The following is a 19,849-nucleotide window of genomic DNA, read 5'->3' as shown; positions in this document are numbered from 1 at the left end:
ATGAATAGCATTCTGATGTTCGCTGTATTCGTCGTACTCGCCTCCACCTTGGCCATTGCCATGTGGGCGTTCGGCCGCTGGCTACGAAGCAAAGGCTACGGGCCATTGCTCGATAGACTGGATCGACAATGTACCGCGTTGCAGCTTCGAGTTAGCCCGCTGGCCCTTTCGGCTTCCTTTCATATGTTTTCCGGAGTGCAACACCTGAATCGCCTCCCACTGCTTGGTAGCAAGAGCAATGCAGCTCAAGCCCAGCAAATTCTGATGGCGATCCGAGCGGCGCAGGAAGCCCAAAGGCTCGACTCTCCCGGCAACCGCTGACCCTACAATCCCCCGCCAGAGTGCGGGGGTTTGTTTTCCGGAGACACCAAATCTAAGTAGTACGCACGGACTTGTCTCAGCTCACCCTTTAGGAAAGCCCCCTACCGGTACTCCATCAGAACGACGCCCCCAGACAGCCTTGATCAAAAGTGCGGAAGACTCTGCCATTAGTAATACGCACGGACTTTGAACACCTTGAGCATCAGCTCGGACAGGACACCGTCTAATGCGCGGGGGCTTCGCCATTAGTAATACGCACGGACTTGGTACACTGACTCGCCGGTGCGTTTATGTATCTAGAAACCGCCATGACTGATACAGCCATTTGCTTAGCGATGGCCCGCACGCTCAAGCCCTCGCGCCTGAGGGACTGTGCCTTCGCCTGCTTGGAGTTCGCAGCTTCAAGGTAGGCTTCCCGGTCTACCGCACCGGAAGCGCGTCTGCGGCATTCCTCACGCTTCCTGTGCCGTTCCGCGGCCTCCGCCTGGCTGACGATGGTTTTAAGCTGACGCTGTTCGTCGGTGGTGATCCCGAACAGGTTGATAAGCGTGTCGTTTCGTGGCGTGTAGAGCGGCGCGTAGTCCTTACCACCAAAGCTAATCTTTTCCCCGGCCTCATAGGCTTTGGCCTTGCTGAACAGCGTCATAAGCTCTTTCGAGCGGCTATTCCATTGCGGGTCAAGCTCGCGGGCCAGCGCGGCCGCCTCGTGGTACATCTGCTTGCTGTTGGTCGCCCCTGACAGCAGCAGGAAATTCAGCCGCCAAAACAAGTGCTGCATCCGGCTGCCTTCGCTGACGCCGCCGCGCAGCTCAGCGAGCTTGCGCAGGTCTTCGAGGCGATCCCATGCGAGCTGTCTGCCGGAGAACCCGCGCAGATTGTCGGCCTTGCCGCCGGGCACCAGAAGGAAAGGCTTTTTCGTGGCGCGCCGCTCGCGCTGTTCGGCCTGTTCCTGCCGCTGCTGCTCGATTGTCCAGCGTGCCGTCGGTAGCAGCGCCTCGGCCAGATACTCGAAGTTGTAGCGGATCGGTTCGCCGTCTGCGCCGCTCTGGACATGAACCACGCGACAGACTTCCCCGCTCTTGCTATTGACCGTCTCCACGGTGCGCAGCACGCGGCTGGCGTCTTTGGCCATCGGGTCAGCGCCGACGTGCGCGAGGCGATCCACAAGATAGCGCTGGCAGGCATTCCAACGCGGCAGGGCCTGACGCGGAATCGTGCCATCCAGCAGCCACTTGGCCTGTATTCCACGGCCGCTGTAAATCAGCACGGACGGCGACGGCAAACCTTCCTCGCCGCAAAAATACAGTACAGATGCGGCCAGTGCCTCAGGCGTGCGCCCGGCCAGCGCAGGCACCCGGTAAGTGTCGAGGTCGGCAAACAGCAGGCCAAGCCGCAGGAGGTTGACGACTCGCCTATTGGGCCGAATGAACTCAGCTTGGGACATCCACGCGTCACGCTTTTTGTCCAACAAATCGAGTACTTTTGGCATATCAGCCAAGCGATGAGAAGACTGGCGCTTTTCACCTCGAGAGTCGACGAGCAACGAAAAAAAACCGGCTCTCGTCCTATCGTGGTACATCTGCGCTTCGTCCTGAGAACTGAAAAGCGCAAGCTGTGAACTTGCGCTATTCAGCTCTACCAGAGCGTTTGCAGTGTCTGAGTAAGGACGCGATGTCGACCTTGTCTCAGGCCTGCCCACACCGCTCAGACTGCCATTCCTGGCCTAGGAGCGGGGCCGGACTCCCTGCATGTATCAATCCACTCCTCTACCTCGGCTAAATCCCACACGACCTTGCGGCTACTCACCGCAATTCGACGTGGAAATTTACCCTTCATTTCAAAGTTATAGATCGTGCGCTCACATAGCGGGATCATCGCCAGGAGTGTCTTTTTGTCGATGAGTTTTTTGCTCGATGGATGCATAGCTAGGCCCTACCAGTCACAGCGAATGTGTGCCTGATCGTGCCTTTAGGTGCCTATTGCTTCGACAGAATGATTGGCTAGAATGGTTGACATGAAAAAACCATCGACCATAGCTATTTGGGAGGGGTGTGACGCCTCCCTCACAGAGGCCCTACACCGATTCCTTGATCGCTGGGAGCCCTACTCCTCAGCATCTAAACGCTACCCGATCGTTCGTCTGGTCGAAGAGCTTATCGACCCTGCCGTGGCGGCATATGCCGAAACGCTTCCATCGCGTTATCAGGGCCACATACCCGGAGCAGGAACAAATGTAGCGTTCAGCGCGATTATGCAACTGGTTGGCGTTGCCGCTATGGTCCGCCTACAGCGTCAACTGCTACGAGCCTTTGTTCTGACCCACGACAAGCAGTCGGGGGATGATCGCTGCTTCATTGCGACGCTTGAGACGTTGATAGAACTGGTGCTGGCATGTAAGCGCAAGCAGCCGTCTAACAAGGATATGGGCGGTTTGAACGGTCAACGCTTGAAGGGTTTCTGTAGATTCTGCGGCGCGCGAGCAGAGCTGGCATCGTTCGCAGAAGGTGAGGGTCAGCGTGACCTTGATGAACACCTACGCCTGAGCAACCTGTACTGCACCACCCACCGCCCAAAGACACTAGATGGACGCTGGAACCCGGCATACAGGCAAGCAATGAGATCTATAGCGCAGTTCGACCTAGAGCTGGCCAGATTGAGCAGACAATGCGCTATACGAGCAGAGCCTAAGGCAAAGTCAGGTGACGAGCTCGTCGACGCGTATATCTTTCGATACATGCTTAGCCAAACCCTGCACCTAGCGGACGAAGCCGAGCTAAGAAATCTCGCTCGACTAATGGTGGACATGAAGCTGACAGACCGAAGAAAGCAAATCCTCGTACTACAAGAGTTCGGCTTCAACCAGTCAGAAATTGCTCGCAGACTGGAGATCGAGCGCCAAGCAGTATCTAAAGCCCTTCGCTCAATCCCTGATAGCTTTCGACTTCCGACAGCGTGAGCACGCCTAAGCGTCTGGCACTGCCTTGCGCCGATTTATTATTAAAAATTAAGTTCAACCAACCCTTGGAAATTACATGGCATTCAAACCAAAAGTTGCGGATCTTCTGGCCTATCGCTCAGGTTACATCTGTAACAATCCAGATTGCAATGTGCTCACAATCGGCCCTGCATCTTCCGACCCACATCTAAAAACCAAGAAGGGAGAGGCCGCACATATTTTGGGAGAGAAGCCCGGCGCAGCACGCTATAAAGTCATGGACAAAGAAATTATTGAAAGTGATAAAAATGGAATTTGGCTTTGCGTCGCATGCCATACCTTAATCGATAAGAACAATGGAATAGATTACCACGAGGACGAACTTTTTAAATGGAAGCAGAGCCACGAGGAACTGATGGAGGTTTTGTTAAGGACACATCGCAGCCCCCTCCCGCTAGTGCGAAGATTCAGCTTGAGCAAGAAAATTGCGCAGGATATCGTCGACACTCTCGCTCATAAAGGCGTGATGTTTCAGCCAGCTGCCATGGAAAATACAGCGTTCGCTCTCAAGTCAATTGACCAGATCAGGTTAAAGCTAATGCGACATTTGCGCGACATTGATCTTGACAAGCGACTTAAAGATATCTGCAATAATTTGATTAACGCTTTCCGGGAAGTCATGAACGAAAACTCGAAAGATCCAAGCGGTCTGTTTTCTTACCTTGAAGTACTTCGAATAAAGGTTGGGAGATTACTGTACCAGCTACAGCAGGAATATGGCTGCCAGATCAGCGGACACATCGTAAGTATTGTTCGTCCATAAGTGGCAGATCCCTGCCCCCTAATACTCCAGATAGCTCGATCAGCGGGCGCCTGATAGACGACCGCTGATCGATTTTACTTCCAGTCGCACAAAGCGCTAATCATGCACATACATTAAATTTCAGAAACCATTTCGCCAACGATAAAATCGCCACTGATAAGCACTTCTAAAAGTGTTCCACGCTTTTCATGGCTTGCCAAATGAGGATCTTGGTCGATTCGAGCACCCTTCCAATACTGGCGGTAATAATACCCAAACTCATTCATATCCCTAGGAAACTCTTGATCAAGCCACGTCATATCAAGAATTTGAACCTCACCTTCCGTATGGATTTCAAATATTCTTGCTGGCGTATTATTTTGACTGCGTAGCTTATATTTTCTAGCATCATCGATTGTTTTGACAGCAAAAAAACAATTAAGCCTAGATTTGTTTTCTAAGTGATAAAGTTCCGGATCATGCAACCTAAAAAGCTCTAGGAAAAACTCTCTATAATGAGGCGGTGGCAGGTTTTCCACCAAACGAGGTAAACCGGGACCAATTTCATCAGCGCCAATCAGCTTAAAAAAGGGCTGGTAAACCTCCCCGAATCTTGATCGATTATTCCCGTCAAGTTTGATCTCCATGCCGGTCTTTAGAAGACCAGCGTTGTCAACATGATAGTACGTAGCCATCGGTGAAGCTTCCTAGCTTATGAATGGTCACGCTAGCATAAAGCCATCATTAGCGCGACGGCTCTAGATCAGAAGCACACTTCAGCGTTTCATCTGGGTGCCCCTCAGTGTTCGGCGGCGGGAAGCTACCCATTTGTTTTCCGAGGTTTACTAAGCGTCCATTCATCAATCATATCCGCCCAATCTTGCAACATCGCTCGGCGCTGATCCCGGTACTCAGCCTTGTTGTAGACGGCGCGCACACCTTTCTGCTCGTGCGCGAGACATTTCTCGATCCAGTCGGAGTTGTAGCCCGCCTCATGCAACAGCGTGCTGGCCGTGCGTCGCAAGTCGTGGGGGCCGAATTTGCCTAGTGGCACCCCTTCCTTTTGGGCAAGGCGATAAGTAAGCGTCAGTACCTGGTTGATCGTGGCTGCACTCATTGGCAAGTCGGAGTCGTAGCGTGACGGCAGAACGTACTCAGAACCTCCTGCCAGGGTCTTCAACGCAATGAAGAAATCCAATGCTTGCCGTGACAGAAACACCAAATGAGGGTTTCGGCGCTTCATCCGTTCTTTGGGGATCGTCCATAGCGCCTCGCTGAAATTGATTTCACTCCACGTTGCGTTGGTCAGCTCGCTCTTGCGCACCAACGTCAGCAGCAGAAGCTTGGCTGCGGCGCGAACCGACGTCGCGGTACCAATCCTGTCCATGTACTGATACATCAGCGCAATTTCATCAGGCGTCAACGCCCGGTCGCGTGGCTCGAATTTAGCGATGCTGGCAGACCTTACTAGATCCGCGGGGTTTTCAACCTTCTGACCACGCTCAATGGCCCAACGAAAGACCTGCAGCACAATCTCACGCGAATGGACGGCGGTTGCAGGCGCCCCCCGCTCCACTATCGCATCAGTCAGCGCTCGCAGATCCTCATGAGTGATTTCAGCCAGCTTCTGATTGCCAAACTTCGGCTTCAATTCGCGCTCGTAGACTGAACGGCGCATATCTCGTGTCGAGTCCGCCATCTGATAGCCGCGCAGCCATTTTTCAGCCCAATCATCAAAGGTCTCAGCACCTTTGGTGCGCGCCTTCGCACGCGCCTTTTCCTTAGCAGGCGACTTGCCTGCGGCAATCATCTTCTTCGCCTCCCCTAGCCGCTCGCGTGCCTCGGCCAAGGTGATCCCACCTAAGCCATAACGACCGAAGGTGACGGTCTCCTGCCGGCCATTGATGGAGTAGTTGTAGCGAAAGGAGATAGAGCCAGCCGGGGTGACGGCGACGTACAAACCGTCACGATCAATCACCTTGTAAAGCTTGTCTTGCGGCTTGAGGTTTCTGAGCTTGGTATCAGTGAGCATGACTTCCATTTATTCCATGAAAAAATACCATGCTCTGAAAAGCGCGGAAGAATGGGGCTTAACCCCAGTAAAACCGGGCCTCTTGGCCACCTCGATACCATGCCCATCCTGAAACAAGGGACATGGCATCAAGCGTCATGCATGGCATCGGATGCAGTTGGTACCCCGTACCATGCCATAAAAAAACCATGCTTGGCGATGCAGAACGCTACCTGAACGTGCCAGACCCAAAAAAGCCAAAAGCCCGCAATTACGCGGGCTTCAGGGCATTTTTTGCTAGATCGTGCCGGGCAGTGCCGGACGTGGGATCATTCCCACTCGATAGTGGCAGGCGGCTTGCTCGACACGTCGTAGGTAACGCGCGAGATACCGTCGATTTCGTTGATGATACGACCGCTGACGGTTTCCAGCAGCTCGTACGGCAGGTGTGCCCAACGCGCGGTCATGAAGTCCACGGTCTCGACGGCACGCAGGGCCACAACCCAGGCGTAGCGACGGCCGTCGCCAACGACGCCGACCGACTTGACCGGCTGGAACACCACGAATGCCTGGCTGGTCTTGTGGTACCAGTCGGCCTTGCGCAGCTCTTCGATGAAGATGTGGTCGGCGCGACGCAGGATGTCGGCGTATTCCTTCTTCACTTCACCAAGGATACGCACGCCCAGGCCCGGGCCCGGGAACGGGTGGCGGTAGACCATGTCGTACGGCAGGCCCAGCTCCAGGCCGATCTTGCGCACTTCGTCCTTGAACAGCTCACGCAGCGGCTCGACCAGCTTGAGGTTCATCTCCTCCGGCAGGCCACCAACGTTGTGGTGCGACTTGATCACGTGGGCCTTGCCGCTCTTGGCGCCAGCCGACTCGATCACGTCCGGGTAGATGGTGCCCTGGGCGAGGAACTGGATGTTCTCCAGCTTGCTGGCTTCGGCATCGAACACGTCGATGAAGGTGCGGCCGATGATCTTGCGCTTCTTCTCAGGGTCGGCTTCGCCGGCCAGGTTGTCGAGGAACTGCTTTTCAGCGTCGGCGCGGATCACCTTGACGCCCATGTTCTCTTTGAACATGGCCATCACCTGGTCGCCTTCGTGCAGGCGCAGCAGGCCGTTGTCGACGAATACGCAGGTCAGCTGGTCGCCGATGGCGCGGTGCAGCAGCGCGGCAACCACCGAGCTGTCAACGCCGCCGGACAGGCCCAGCAGGACGTTGGCCGAACCGACTTGCGCACGCACCTGGGCGATGGCGTCTTCGACGATGTTGGACGCCGTCCACAGGGCTTCACAGCCGCAGATGTCCTGCACGAAGCGGGACAGGATGCGACCCCCTTGCTTGGTGTGGGTCACTTCAGGGTGGAACTGCACGCCGTAGTAGCCGCGGACGTCGTCGTACATGCCAGCGATCGGGCAGCTTGGGGTGCTGGCCAGAATGTTGAAGTTGCCAGGCATCTGGGTGACCTTGTCACCGTGGCTCATCCACACGTCCAGGCCCAGCACGCCGTCGTCGTCAACGTGGTCTTCGATGCCGTCGAGCAGGCGGCTCTTGCCGACAACGTCCACGCGGGCATAACCGAACTCACGCAGGTCGGAACCTTCTACCTTGCCGCCCATCTGCTCGGCCATGGTCTGCATGCCGTAGCAAATACCCAGCACAGGCACATTCAGGTCAAACACGGCTTGCGGAGCGCGCGGGCTGTTGGCTTCGTGGACCGACTCGGGGCCGCCGGCAAGGATGATGCCGCGCGGGTTGAATTCGCGGATCGCTTCATCGTCCATGTCGAACGGGTGCAGTTCGCAGTACACGCCGATTTCGCGCACGCGGCGGGCGATCAGCTGGGTGTACTGGGAACCGAAATCGAGGATCAGGATGCGGTGAGCGTGAATGTCGAGGGCCATGACTCAATCTCGTCAGTGGAAATCGGAAACGACGCGGGGCTGTCATGACAGCCCCGCTTTATGTTGTAGCTGGAAGCCTCAGCCTACGCGGTAGTTAGGGGCTTCTTTGGTGATTTGCACGTCGTGCACGTGGGATTCGGCCATGCCGGCACCGGTGATGCGCACGAACTCCGGCTTGGTGCGCATTTCTTCGATGGTTGCGCTGCCGGTGTAGCCCATGGACGAACGCAGGCCGCCCATCAGCTGGTGGATGATCGCGGCCAGGGCGCCTTTGTAAGGAACGCGGCCTTCGATGCCTTCCGGTACCAGCTTCTCGGCGCCGGCCGAGGAGTCCTGGAAGTAACGGTCGGACGAGCCTTGCGCCTGTGCCATGGCACCCAGCGAGCCCATGCCGCGGTAGGCCTTGTAGGAACGACCCTGGAACAGCTCGACCTCACCCGGGGCCTCTTCGGTACCGGCGAACATCGAACCCATCATCACGCAGGACGCACCGGCAACGATGGCCTTGGACAGGTCACCGGAGAAGCGGATACCGCCGTCAGCGATCAGTGGCACGCCAGTGCCTTCCAGTGCTGCGGCAACGTTGGCGATGGCGCTGATTTGCGGCACGCCGACACCGGCAACGATACGGGTGGTGCAGATAGAGCCAGGGCCGATACCGACCTTGACCGCATCAGCACCCGCTTCGGCCAGGGCCTTGGCGGCAGCGCCGGTGGCGATGTTGCCGCCGATCACCTGCACTTGCGGGTAGGTTTCTTTCACCCAGCGTACGCGGTCGATCACACCTTTGGAGTGGCCGTGGGCAGTGTCGACGACGACGACATCAACGCCAGCTGCCACCAGCGCAGCAACGCGCTCGCCGGTGTCCTTGCCGGTGCCGACGGCGGCGCCGACGCGCAGGCGACCTTGGTCGTCCTTGCTGGCCAGCGGGTAAGCCTTGGCTTTTTCGATGTCCTTGACGGTCATCATGCCCTTGAGGTTGAACTTGTCGTCAACGATCAGGACTTTTTCCAGGCGATGCTTGTGCAGCAGCTCGCGAACTTCGTTTTTATCGGCGCCTTCGCGGACGGTGACCAGGCGCTCTTTCGGCGTCATCACGTCGCGAACCTTGGCGTCCAGGCGATTTTCGAAGCGCACGTCACGGGAGGTGACGATGCCGACCAGGTCGCCGTTCGCCAGTACCGGCACGCCGGAGATGTTGTTCAGGCGGGTCAGCTCGAACAGGTCGCGCACAGTGGCATCGGCGTCGATGGTGATCGGGTCCTTGACCACGCCAGCCTCGAACTTCTTGACCTTGCGCACTTCGCCGGCCTGTTGTTCGATGGTCATGTTCTTGTGGATGATGCCGATACCGCCTTCCTGAGCCATGGCAATGGCCAGACGCGCTTCGGTCACGGTATCCATGGCAGCGGAAACCAGCGGAATGTTCAGCTCGATGCCACGGGTCAAACGGGTCTTGAGACTGACTTCATTGGGCAGTACCTCGGAATAGCCAGGTACAAGGAGGATATCGTCGAAGGTCAGGGCTTCTTGGCTGATACGCAGCATCGCGGGGGCTCCCGGGCGGGAAAAATGGAAGCGCGCCATTATACTCATGCATGGCGCGCCGCTCAATGCAAAATAAGGGCCTTCGGTCAGGCTTGTGGCAGTTTTACCTGCACCACGGCCACCGGCTGGTCGAGCCAGTCGGCGAAGCTGTCGAGAAAGGCCTGGGTGAACCCGGCCTCGCCCCAGTTGTTGAAGATGAACCCCAGGTTGGAAAAGGCACATGGCTGCAGGTAAATGAAGCCATTGATGTCATCTTCGAAGCCGCACAGTGGGCAGGTAAAGTTGTCGCTCACTGCCGGCATCCACTCTTCCAGGCTTTCGAACAACGGCTCGCCTACCTCGCGCCGGCACTCCGGGCAACCGGCTTCTTCGAGGAAGCCTTCGGTGGGGGTATAGATGCAGCGCTTGAGCATCATTTCCAGGCCGTTGACCGGTTCGCCGAAGGGCAGTTTTTCCGGGTGCAGGGCCACTTTGCGCGCCCCTGCCGCCAGGGCATGGCCCATGCGGTTACCGGTGCGGCCACAGGTGGTCAGCTGCTCCTCGACGACCTTTTCGCGCACCAGCCAGCGCAGGATGGCGCGGGCACGGGCTTCATGCACCGGGACGGTAGACAGCTTTGGAACGATGATGCTCTGGGTGTTCATGAACGGGACAAGCCTGAGAAACGCCGGTAATGACGCAATTCTACCGCTCAGGCGCTCAGGTAGCGACCAATCAACGCCAGCCCACTGGCCAGCACCAGCCAGGTGACCAGCCGTACGAACGCTTCACGGGATAACCGGTGGGTCAACCGACGCCCTACCCACAGGCCAATGAACATGACAGGCAGCAGGCAGGCGGCGAGCAGCAGCAGGCTTTGGTCGGCATAGACACCGGCGATCAGGAACAGCGACAGACGCACTATCGTACTGCAACTGATCAGCGCGCTCTGGGTGGCGCGTACCTGTTCCTTCACCTCCAGCCGTGCGCTCAGGTAAAGGGCATAAAGAAACCCGCCGCTGCCGAACAAAGCCCCGAACAACCCGCCTGCCGTGCCCATCGGCACCGCCCAGAAGCCGGACAGGCTGGCTGGCCTCACTTTCACTGCCAGCCCGTAAAGTGCATAGGCAGTCACGAATACCCCCATCAACAGCAGCAACAGGTCGGACTTCAGTTGCAGCAGGAACACCACGCCCAACGTACAACCCAAGGCCATGAAGGGCAGCAGCCGCAGCAATTCACTGCGTACCACATCCCGGCGCGACGGCAGCAGGTTGCCGAACGCGGCCACGAAATCCAGCAGCACCAGCAACGGGATGATGCGTGACAACGGCATGAAGTGAATCAGCACCGGCCCCGCCACGAGTGCAGTACCGAAGCCGGCGATGCCGAAGACGATGTAGGCCGCAGCGATGGCGAACAGGATCGGCAGCCAGTCAAGGCCGGAAAACGACAGTTGGGCAAGCATGGCAGCAGTTCCTGGGAAGACAGGCAAAGGTTAGCCAGCCATGAGCCATGCCGACTAATATGCCTTTATCCCAAAAGCCATCTCAAAAAGGCATGACATGACGTCGATCCGACAGTTGCGTTACTTCGTGGAAATCGCCGAGTGTGGCAGTTTCAGCAGTGCAGCCGAGCGACTGTACGTTGCCCAGTCGGCCCTTAGCCGGCAGATCAAGGAGCTGGAGCAGCAACTGGGCACGCCGCTGTTCGAACGCACGGCGCGCCTGCCTCGCCTGACGCTGGCCGGTCAGGCCTTTCTTGAACGGGCGCGACGCTTGCTGGCTGACCTGGCACAGGCGGAGCGGGTTACCCGTGACATTGGCCAAGGGTTGCAAGGCAGCTTGCGCCTGAACCATTCCAGCACCGTGCCGCTGACCGGCGGGCTTCTGGCTCGCCTGGGGAACTACCTGAAGCACAACCCAGGGGTTTCGCTGGAGATTGCGCAGCAGTCGTCGGAGGCACAACTGGAAGACATTGCTGCCGGACGGCTGGATATCGGCCTGTTGCGCTTGCCGGTGCTGCGCCAGCATGAAGGCGTGGTGCTGCATGAACTGTTCGACGAACCCTTGTTGCTGGCGGTCGCCGCTGGGCACCCCTTGGCGGGTACTCGGCACGTGCAACTGGAACAATTGAAGGAAGAACGCTTCATTTCCATCCCGCACCGGGATCGCGGTGGTTTGAGCTACCTGTCTGCCTCGTTGTGCATGGGGGCAGGGTTCTTCCCGCAGGCGGCGCAGGTACTGTCGCGCAAGACTACGCAGTTGCAGCTGATACAGGCGGGGTTTGGGGTGGCGTTGTTGCCGCGGTGCATGTGCGAGATTGCCCCGGCTTCAGTCAGCTTCGTAGCGCTGGAGGGTGATTGCCAGAGCACGGTGGCACTGGCCTGTCGCCGTGATGCGGGGCAACTGGTGCGGCAGTTCGTGGCGACGATGCAGGGCTGAAGGCACCGGTTGCGGTCTTGTGGGAGCGGCCTTGCGTCGCGAAAGGGCTGCGATGCGGCCCCAGGTTTTCAGCTTCGCCGCATGAAGTGCCGGGGCCGCGTTGCGGCCCTTTCGCGACGCAAGGGCGCTCCCACAAGGATTGGGTCAAGGCTGACAGTAGGGGCAAGACAGACAACCGGGGCCGATGTCATTTATGATGCCTGCCATGATCAAAGACCCTTTCGAACGACTCGGGCTGGACCGCGAGGTCCTTACCGTCAGCCAACTCAACGGCCGCGCCCGCGTGCTGCTGGAAGACGTTTTCCGCAGCGTGTGGGTGGAAGGCGAAATCTCCAACCTCGCCCGCCCGGCGTCCGGCCACATGTACTTCACCCTCAAGGACAGCGGCGCCCAGGTGCGTTGCGCGTTGTTCCGGCAGAACGCCACGCGGGTACGCCAGGCACTGCGAGACGGCCTGGCGGTGCGGGTGCGCGGCAAGGTTTCGCTGTTCGAGGGACGTGGCGACTACCAGCTGATTCTCGACACCGTCGAGCCAGCCGGTGATGGCGCGCTGCGCCTGGCTTTCGAGGCCCTGAAGGAAAAGCTCGGTGCCGAGGGACTGTTCAGCACCGAACGAAAGAAGCCACTGCCGGCTCACCCGCAGCGCATCGGCATCATCACCTCGCCCACTGGCGCGGTGATCCGCGACATCATCAGTGTGTTCGGCCGCCGTGCCCCGCAGGTGGAGCTGAACCTGATCCCTACGGCGGTACAGGGCCGCGAAGCCATCGCGCAGATCGTATGCGCCATCCGCCTGGCCGACAGCCTCGGCTTCGATGCGCTGATTCTGGCGCGTGGTGGTGGTTCGCTGGAAGACCTGTGGTGTTTCAACGAGGAAGCCGTGGCGCGTGCCGTGGCCGCCTGCGTCACGCCAATTGTCAGCGCCGTGGGCCATGAAACCGACGTGTCGATCAGCGACTTCGTGGCTGACGTGCGCGCGCCCACCCCGTCGGCTGCCGCCGAGCTGCTGGCCCCTGACAACAGCGGCCTTCGGCAACGCCTGGATGGCCTGCAACGGCGCCTGCTGCTGCGCATGCAGAACCGCCTGACCCACGACCGCCTGCGCCTGGAGTCACTCACCCGCCGCCTGCGTCATCCAGGCGAGCGTTTGCGCCAGCAGGCTCAACGCCTGGACGACCTGGACATGCGCCTGCGTCGCGCGTTCATGCTCAACCTCAACCAGCGCCGCGAACGCCTGGCACGCCTGGACGCCCGCCTGGCCGCGCAGCATCCGGGGCGTAACCTGAAACTGCTGAACCAGCGCCTGGACAGCCTGGCCGAGCGCCTGCCACGGGCCATGCGTGAGGTGCTCAAGGACCGTCGCCAGCGGTTCCAGGCCCAGTTGCAGACACTGCAGGTGGTCAGTCCGCTGGCCACCCTGGCCCGCGGATACAGCATTTTGCTGGATGAACAAGGCCAGGCCATTCGCAGCGCCCAACAGACCCGCAACGGCCAACGCCTGACCGCCCGCCTGAACGAAGGCGAGCTGCTGGTGCGGGTCGAAGACAACCACCTGACCCCGGTCACCCTCTCACTACTGGACTGACACATGCCCCGCGTGCTCGCGCCCCTGCTTGCCCTTTCCCTGTTGCTGCTGGCCGGCGGCGCCCAGGCCAGCTACATCACCCGCACACTGAACAAACCGGTACCCGGCGGTGTGGCAGTCGTCGACCTGGGCCCCGCCGCCAACGCACCCAGCGCCCGTTTCGACGGCAAACCGGTGCTGGTGGTGAAGGAGCAGGACAACTGGCTGGCCATCGTCGGCATCCCGCTGACCCAGAAGCCCGGTACCGCAGTGCTGAACCAGGGCGGGCGCACCCTGCCTTTCAGCGTAGGCAGCAAGAAGTACCCTGAGCAGCGCATCACCCTGAAGAACACGCGCCAGGTCAACCCGAACCCGGCCGACCTCAAGCGCATCGACCGCGAACTGGCCGAGCAGATCAAGGCCTACCGCAGCTTCAGCCCTAACCTGCCGAGCAACCTGGTTCTCGACAAGCCGGTCAACGGCCCGCTGTCGAGCAAGTTCGGCGTGCGCCGCTTCTTCAACGGCGAAGAACGCAACCCGCATGCGGGGCTGGATTTTGCGGTGCCGGCAGGCACGCCGATCAAGACACCCGCCAACGGAAAAGTGATTCTGGTGGGGGACTATTTCTTCAACGGCCGCACGGTGTTCGTCGACCATGGGCAGGGCTTTATCAGCATGTTCTGCCACATGTCGAAAATCGATGTGCAGGTGGGCCAGCAACTGCGTCGTGGCGAGGTGGTCGGGCGCGTGGGCTCGACCGGGCGGGCTACCGGGCCGCACATGCACTGGAACGTCAGCCTGAACGATGCGCGGGTGGACCCGGCGATTTTCATTGGGGCGTTCCAGCCCTGAACGGTGCGCTGCCTGGGCCGGCCCATTCGCGGGTAAACCCGCTCCTACAAGGGGCGGCGTACCTGTAGGCGCGGGGTTACCCACGAATGGGCCAGCACCGCTGGCATTTCTTCCATTGTGTTGCGCCATCGAAAAATACCGCGCAAAAGCAACGAAGCACTCAGCCCAATCAAGCCATAAAATCTCGCCTAATGGCTTTTTTTAAGCATTTCTCTCAATTTTCCCCGAACGCTTGCCATCCCCCACCCCACTGGTTAAGTTTGAAGGCATGAAAACCTTCAGCACCCTCATCCTGCTCCGACAACATCGCAGCCTCTGCCTGGTCAGCGCCCGACTACCAGGCTGAATCGCGTCGCCTCGCCTCTTCATATCGTTATCGCTCGGCAGGCCCGATCTCGGCCGCACACAAAAGGATTGCTTCCATGACCATGCTCAAAGACCCTTCGAAGAAATACCGCGCTTTCCCGACCATCGACCTGCCTGACCGTACCTGGCCGTCGAAGACCATCACCCAGGCACCTATCTGGTGCAGTTCCGACCTGCGTGACGGCAACCAGTCGCTGATAGAGCCGATGGACTCGGAGAAGAAACTGCGCTTCTGGAAGACCTTGGTGCAGGTTGGCGTGAAGGAGATCGAAGCCTCGTTCCCGTCTGCCTCGCAAACCGATTTCGACTTCGTGCGCACCCTGATCCAGGACGGCCACATCCCGGATGACACCACCATCCAGGTGCTCACCCAGGCACGTGAAGACCTGATTGCCCGCACCTTCGAATCGCTGCGCGGTGCGAAGAAGGCCATCGTCCACCTGTACAACGCCACCAGCCCGTCGTTCCGCCGCATCGTCTTCAATCAGGACAAGCAAGGCGTGAAGGACATCGCGGTGAACGCGGCCAAGCTGTTCGTCAAGTACGCCGCCCAGCAGCCGGAAACCCAGTGGACCTTCCAGTACTCGCCAGAAACCTTCAGCGCCACTGAAATGGAGTTCGCCAAGGAAGTCTGCGACGCGGTCATCGAGGTGTGGAACCCTACCCCTGAACACAAGATCATCCTCAACCTGCCGGCCACCGTGGAAGTGTCCACGCCAAATATCTACGCCGACCAGATCGAGTGGTTCTGCCGCAACGTCAGCCGCCGCGACAGCGTGATCATCAGCCTGCACTGCCACAACGACCGCGGCACCGGCATCGCTGCCACCGAACTGGGCCTCATGGCCGGCGCCGACCGTGCCGAAGGCTGCCTGTTCGGCAACGGCGAGCGTACCGGTAACGTCGACCTGGTGACCTTGGCACTGAACCTCTACACCCAGGGCATCGACCCGTTGCTGGACTTCTCCGACATCGACGGTGTGCGCAAGGTGGTCGAAGAGTGCAACCAGTTGCCGGTGCACCCACGTCACCCGTATGTGGGCGACCTGGTCCATACCGCGTTCTCCGGCTCGCACCAGGACGCCATCCGCAAGGGGTTCGCCAAGCAGCAGGATGGGGAACTGTGGGAGGTGCCTTACCTGCCGATCGACCCGGCCGACATCGGCCGCAGCTACGAAGCGGTAATCCGCGTCAACAGCCAGTCGGGCAAAGGCGGTATCACCTACCTGCTCGAGCAGGAATATGGCATCAGCCTGCCGCGTCGCATGCAGATCGAATTCAGCCAGGTGGTGCAGGGTGAGACTGACCGCCTGGGTCTGGAAATGACCGCCCAGCAGATCTACAGCCTGCTGCACAAGGAATACCTCCAGGCCAACGCGCCATACGCACTGGTCAGCCATCGCCTGCAGGAAGAAAACGGCCACAGCGCCGTGGAAGTGGAAGTTGCCGGTGAAGGCGAAACCACCCTGCACTGGCGCGGCAAGGGCAACGGCGCCCTGGAAGCACTGGTGGCCGGCCTGCCGATTGCCGTGGAGATCATGGACTACAACGAGCACGCCATTGGCGCTGGCACCAATGCCAAGGCCGCGGCCTACATTGAACTGCGTGTAGCCGGTGGCCGTCCGGTGCATGGCGTGGGTATCGATGAGAACATCACCACGGCCAGCTTCAAGGCCCTGTTCAGCGCGCTGAACCGCTCGCTGAGCCAGCAGGAAGCCAAGGCGGCCTGAAGCCTGGAATGAGGGATGAGAAAGCCCGCATCGTTTGATGCGGGCTTTTTTGTTGGCCTGCACTGGCCCTTTCGCGGGTAAACCCGCTCCTACAACGGCCTGTGTCCAATCACCAATGTGTGTCCACCACCGATCAGGTGTAGGAGCGGGTTTACCCGCGAATACGGAGGCCACGGCAACGGTGAACGGCCAGGGATATTGGCCAGCAGGCCCGGCCCATTCGCCGGTGACCCCGCTCCTACAACGTCCTGTGTCCACCCCCCGGTGTATGTCCACCGCAGATCGGTGCGTAGGAGCGGGTTTACCCGCGAAAGGGCCAGCACAACCACTGCAAATACCCCAGGCAAAAAAAAGGGGCGCCGACCAAGCGCCCCACAAGCCGTAAAGCACACAACAGTTTTCAGTTGGCGTCCAGCAGTGCCATCGCCTCGGCACTGCACGCTTCGATCCGCGCCCAGTCACCGTTCTTGATCCAGCTGCTGTCGAGCATCCAGGTTCCCCCCACGCACATCACGTTTGGCAGTGCCATGTAGTTGCGCACGTTGGCCGGGTTTACACCACCGGTAGGACAAAAACGAATATCGCCGAACGGGCCACCAAAGGCCTTGATCGCCGCTACGCCGCCGCTGATTTCCGCCGGGAACAACTTGAACCGGCGGTAGCCCAGGGCATAGCCCATCATGATTTCGGACGGCGTGCTGATGCCCGGCAACAGCGGGATTTCACTGTCCACGCCAGCCTCGAGAATGTCCTGGGTAATACCTGGGGTAACGACGAACTGCGCGCCCGCAGCTTCAACCGCCGCGAACATGCTGCGGTCGAGCACGGTACCGGCGCCGACACACAGCTCCGGGCGCTGCTCACGCAGCACCTGAATGGCCTTGAGGCCATGCTGTGAGCGCAGGGTCACTTCCAGGGTACGGATACCGCCAGCGGCCAGGGCGTCAGCCAGCGGCAGGATGTCTTCCTCACGAGCAATGGTGATTACCGGCAGGATGCGCGCCTTTTTGCAAATGGCGTCGATCCGCGCGGCTTTATCAGCCATCGAGAGCTTGGGCTGTGGGCGTTCAAGGGTGGTCATGACTGTGGATCCTTGGCTCATGGGCACCAGTAGATGTCCAGGGGGTCGTGAAGAAAAGCGCGAATCGGCATTTCAGTAAGGTCGTTGCCCGCCAGCGCGGCGCGCAGGGTAGCGAGTTTGCTCTGGCCTTGCACAGACAGCGCGATGAAGGCCGCGCTGGCCAGCAGCGAACGGGTCATCGACAGGCGCTGGTGCGGCACGCTTGGCGCCAGCAATGGCAGGCAGCGGCGTGGGCCGGCCGGGTCCAGGCCTGCTTCCAGGTTAGGACTGGCGGGGAACAGCGAGGCGGTATGGCCATCATCGCCCATACCCAGCACCAGCACGTCGATCGGCGGTAGCTCGGCCAAGGCCTGGTCAGCTTTGAGCGCAGCTGCATCAAGGTTCTCCGCCTGCTGGTACAGGCCAACGAAGCGGGCCTTGGCCGCTGCGCCCTTCAACAGGTGGCGAGCCAGCAGGCCGGCATTGCTGTCAGCGTGCTCCACTGGCACCCAGCGCTCATCAGCCAGGCTGACGATGACCTTGGCCCAGTCCAGCTGCTCGCTGGCCAGCTTCTCCAGGAACGGCACCGGGCTGCGGCCGCCAGACAACACCACACAGGCCTGCCCCTTGGCGGCAATCGCGGCGCGCAGGCGCTCAGCCACATCATGAGCCAAGGACACGGACAGTGCCTTGGCATCCGCCAGTTCATGAGCCTTCACGGCCGCTGGCAGTTTCAATTCAGATATCCCCATACCACGCCCTCCCATCGCGTGTGATCAGTGCAATCGAGCTCATCGGCCCCCAGGAGCCCGCCGCGTATGGCTTGGGCGCATCGCCCGCATTACGCCAGCCGGCGATCAACTGGTCGCACCACTTCCAGGCATACTCGATTTCGTCCTTGCGCACGAACAGGTTCTGGTTGCCGCGCATCACTTCGAGCAACAGCCGCTCGTAGGCATCCGGAATTCTTGCACTGCGCCAGGCATCGGAAAAATTCAGCTGCAATGGGCCACTGCGCAGTTGCATGCCCTTGTCCAGGCCCTGCTCCTTGGTCATCACCCGTAAAGAAATGCCTTCGTCCGGTTGCAGGCGGATGATCAGCTTGTTACCGATCTGCAAACGCTGTTCCGGGGCGAAGATGTAATGCGGCGTTTCCTTGAAGTGAATGACGATCTGCGACAGTTTTTGCGGCATGCGCTTGCCGGTTCGCAGGTAGAACGGCACGCCCGACCAGCGCCAGTTACGGATGTCGGCGCGCAGGGCGACGAAGGTTTCGGTGTCGCTCTGGGCGTTGGCGTTGTCTTCTTCCAGGTAACCAGGTACCGGCTTGCCTTCGCTGTAGCCGGCAATGTACTGGCCGCGCACCACACTGGTGCTCAAACCGTCACCAGTGATCGGTGCCAGGGCTTTAAGCACTTTCACCTTCTCGTCGCGGATGGCATCGGCGGACAGTTCGCTGGGCGGGTCCATGGCGATCAGGCACAGCAACTGCAGCAGGTGGTTCTGGATCATGTCGCGCAGTTGGCCGGCCTTGTCGAAATAACCCCAACGGCCCTCGATACCGACCTTTTCCGCGACGGTAATCTCCACATGGGAGATGGAGTTCTGGTTCCACTGGGTTTCGAACAGGCTATTGGCGAAGCGCAGGGCAATCAGGTTCTGCACCGTCTCTTTGCCCAGGTAGTGGTCAATGCGGTAAACCCGGCTTTCAGGGAAAAACCGCGCAACGGCATCGTTGACCCGGCGCGACGACTCCAGGTCGTGGCCAATCGGTTTCTCGAGCACTACCCGGGTGCGCGCAGCCAGCCCGACCTTGTCGAGGTTTTCGCAGATGGCCCCATACACCGCCGCCGCCGTGGCGAAGTAGGCAATCAGCGGCAGCTCGCCCGGCAGTTGCTCGGCCAGGGCCTGATAGCCCTCGGGCTGAAGGAAGTCCAGATGCTGGTAATTCAGGCGGGCGAGGAAGCGACCCAGCGCGGCAGGCTCGATATCTGCCTCGGGCACGTGCCGGCGCAGGTGGGCTTCGATGCTGTCCAGGTGCTCCTGCGCACTGCCGACCTCACGGGCGAGGGCCAGCAGGCGAGTGTCCGGGTGCAACAGGTTGGCCCGGTCGAGCTGGTAGAGCGCAGGAAACAGCTTGCGCAATGCCAGGTCGCCGAGGGCGCCAAACAGGGCAAAGGTGCAAGGTTCGACACTGATTGCAGCCATGATGTTGGTTCTTTCCTAAAGTTGGTCTAGGAATACCGCTTTCACACACGGTTTTCAAGGGATAATGTAGTAAAAACCACAACATTACACACAAGTGTTACAGACAAGTGGTGCGCCAACCG

The 19,849-nt window shown here is 59.6% G+C and carries 18 protein-coding genes; 7 read left to right on the top strand and 11 right to left on the bottom strand.

The genetic code is table 11. The annotated features are described in order from the left end of the window. Positions 1 to 321, top strand: a complete 321-nt coding sequence (locus tag BJQ17_RS18620; RefSeq protein WP_070096437.1) for a hypothetical protein — start codon at positions 1 to 3, stop codon at positions 319 to 321. Positions 322 to 544: 223 nt separating this feature from the next. Here BJQ17_RS18620 and BJQ17_RS18615 read toward each other — a convergent pair whose 3' ends face one another. Then, positions 545 to 1,900 (bottom strand): replication protein, encoded by a 1,356-nt coding sequence (locus BJQ17_RS18615; protein WP_070096436.1) that lies wholly within the window; start codon positions 1,898 to 1,900, stop codon positions 545 to 547. Positions 1,901 to 2,025: 125 nt separating this feature from the next. Next, complete coding sequence (locus tag BJQ17_RS30255) at positions 2,026 to 2,244, bottom strand: AlpA family transcriptional regulator (protein ID WP_082729292.1); 219 nt, start codon at positions 2,242 to 2,244, stop codon at positions 2,026 to 2,028. Between the two features lie 91 nt (positions 2,245 to 2,335). Here BJQ17_RS30255 and BJQ17_RS18610 point away from each other — a divergent pair, with 91 nt between their 5' ends. Together BJQ17_RS18610 and BJQ17_RS18605 are read left to right on the top strand one after the other, a co-directional pair. Continuing rightward, positions 2,336 to 3,277: a LuxR family transcriptional regulator gene (locus BJQ17_RS18610; RefSeq protein ID WP_218188954.1), complete on the top strand. Its 942-nt coding sequence runs from the start codon at positions 2,336 to 2,338 to the stop codon at positions 3,275 to 3,277. Between the two features lie 76 nt (positions 3,278 to 3,353). Further along, complete coding sequence (locus tag BJQ17_RS18605) at positions 3,354 to 4,079, top strand: HNH endonuclease (RefSeq protein ID WP_070096434.1); 726 nt, start codon at positions 3,354 to 3,356, stop codon at positions 4,077 to 4,079. A gap of 113 nt (positions 4,080 to 4,192) precedes the next feature. On the opposite strand, the gene BJQ17_RS18600 is transcribed toward BJQ17_RS18605, so the two are convergent. From BJQ17_RS18600 to BJQ17_RS18575, 6 genes are all read right to left on the bottom strand, one after another. Next, positions 4,193 to 4,753 carry a hypothetical protein gene (locus tag BJQ17_RS18600; RefSeq protein WP_070096433.1) on the bottom strand — a complete coding sequence of 187 codons (561 nt, stop codon included), beginning with the start codon at positions 4,751 to 4,753 and terminating at the stop codon, positions 4,193 to 4,195. Positions 4,754 to 4,878: 125 nt separating this feature from the next. Beyond that, positions 4,879 to 6,090 (bottom strand): tyrosine-type recombinase/integrase, encoded by a 1,212-nt coding sequence (locus BJQ17_RS18595; protein ID WP_070096448.1) that lies wholly within the window; start codon positions 6,088 to 6,090, stop codon positions 4,879 to 4,881. A 308-nt stretch (positions 6,091 to 6,398) separates the two neighbouring features. Further along, positions 6,399 to 7,976, bottom strand: coding sequence for a glutamine-hydrolyzing GMP synthase (gene guaA, locus BJQ17_RS18590; RefSeq protein ID WP_003255024.1), 1,578 nt, complete (start codon positions 7,974 to 7,976; stop codon positions 6,399 to 6,401). Positions 7,977 to 8,054: 78 nt separating this feature from the next. Beyond that, entirely contained in the window at positions 8,055 to 9,524 is a 1,470-nt protein-coding gene (guaB, locus tag BJQ17_RS18585; protein ID WP_003255025.1) for an IMP dehydrogenase, read from the bottom strand. 86 nt (positions 9,525 to 9,610) lie between these two features. Beyond that, positions 9,611 to 10,168, bottom strand: a complete 558-nt coding sequence (locus BJQ17_RS18580; protein ID WP_070096432.1) for a sugar ABC transporter ATPase — start codon at positions 10,166 to 10,168, stop codon at positions 9,611 to 9,613. Positions 10,169 to 10,215: 47 nt separating this feature from the next. Then, positions 10,216 to 10,971 carry a sulfite exporter TauE/SafE family protein gene (locus BJQ17_RS18575; RefSeq protein ID WP_003255029.1) on the bottom strand — a complete coding sequence of 252 codons (756 nt, stop codon included), beginning with the start codon at positions 10,969 to 10,971 and terminating at the stop codon, positions 10,216 to 10,218. Between the two features lie 97 nt (positions 10,972 to 11,068). Here BJQ17_RS18575 and BJQ17_RS18570 point away from each other — a divergent pair, with 97 nt between their 5' ends. From BJQ17_RS18570 to leuA, 4 genes are all read left to right on the top strand, one after another. Next, complete coding sequence (locus tag BJQ17_RS18570; protein WP_003255031.1) at positions 11,069 to 11,947, top strand: LysR family transcriptional regulator; 879 nt, start codon at positions 11,069 to 11,071, stop codon at positions 11,945 to 11,947. Between the two features lie 205 nt (positions 11,948 to 12,152). Continuing rightward, a complete protein-coding gene (gene xseA, locus BJQ17_RS18565) occupies positions 12,153 to 13,532 on the top strand; it encodes an exodeoxyribonuclease VII large subunit (protein ID WP_070096447.1) in 1,380 nt (459 codons plus the stop codon). A gap of 3 nt (positions 13,533 to 13,535) precedes the next feature. Continuing rightward, positions 13,536 to 14,363, top strand: a complete 828-nt coding sequence (locus tag BJQ17_RS18560) for a M23 family metallopeptidase (RefSeq protein ID WP_003255034.1) — start codon at positions 13,536 to 13,538, stop codon at positions 14,361 to 14,363. A 422-nt stretch (positions 14,364 to 14,785) separates the two neighbouring features. Beyond that, positions 14,786 to 16,459, top strand: coding sequence for a 2-isopropylmalate synthase (gene leuA, locus BJQ17_RS18555; protein WP_003255035.1), 1,674 nt, complete (start codon positions 14,786 to 14,788; stop codon positions 16,457 to 16,459). 400 nt (positions 16,460 to 16,859) lie between these two features. Here leuA and BJQ17_RS18550 read toward each other — a convergent pair whose 3' ends face one another. From BJQ17_RS18550 to zwf, 3 genes are read right to left on the bottom strand one after another with little or no spacing between them, the layout of a single operon-like run. After that, the gene (locus BJQ17_RS18550) at positions 16,860 to 17,540 is read right to left on the bottom strand and encodes a bifunctional 4-hydroxy-2-oxoglutarate aldolase/2-dehydro-3-deoxy-phosphogluconate aldolase (RefSeq protein ID WP_003255037.1); all 681 of its coding nucleotides are present in this window, start codon (positions 17,538 to 17,540) and stop codon (positions 16,860 to 16,862) included. A gap of 17 nt (positions 17,541 to 17,557) precedes the next feature. Beyond that, positions 17,558 to 18,271 (bottom strand): 6-phosphogluconolactonase, encoded by a 714-nt coding sequence (gene pgl / locus BJQ17_RS18545; protein WP_019750580.1) that lies wholly within the window; start codon positions 18,269 to 18,271, stop codon positions 17,558 to 17,560. Further along, positions 18,258 to 19,727: a glucose-6-phosphate dehydrogenase gene (gene zwf / locus BJQ17_RS18540; RefSeq protein WP_010952201.1), complete on the bottom strand. Its 1,470-nt coding sequence runs from the start codon at positions 19,725 to 19,727 to the stop codon at positions 18,258 to 18,260. The genes pgl and zwf overlap by 14 nt, the downstream gene beginning before the upstream one ends. Positions 19,728 to 19,849: the final 122 nt, after the last annotated feature.

This window comes from Pseudomonas sp. NBRC 111139 (assembly GCF_001753955.1).
Lineage (GTDB): Bacteria > Pseudomonadota > Gammaproteobacteria > Pseudomonadales > Pseudomonadaceae > Aquipseudomonas > Aquipseudomonas alloputida.
Note: the sequence above shows the minus strand (reverse complement) of the source record. Positions and strands in the feature narration are given on the sequence as shown.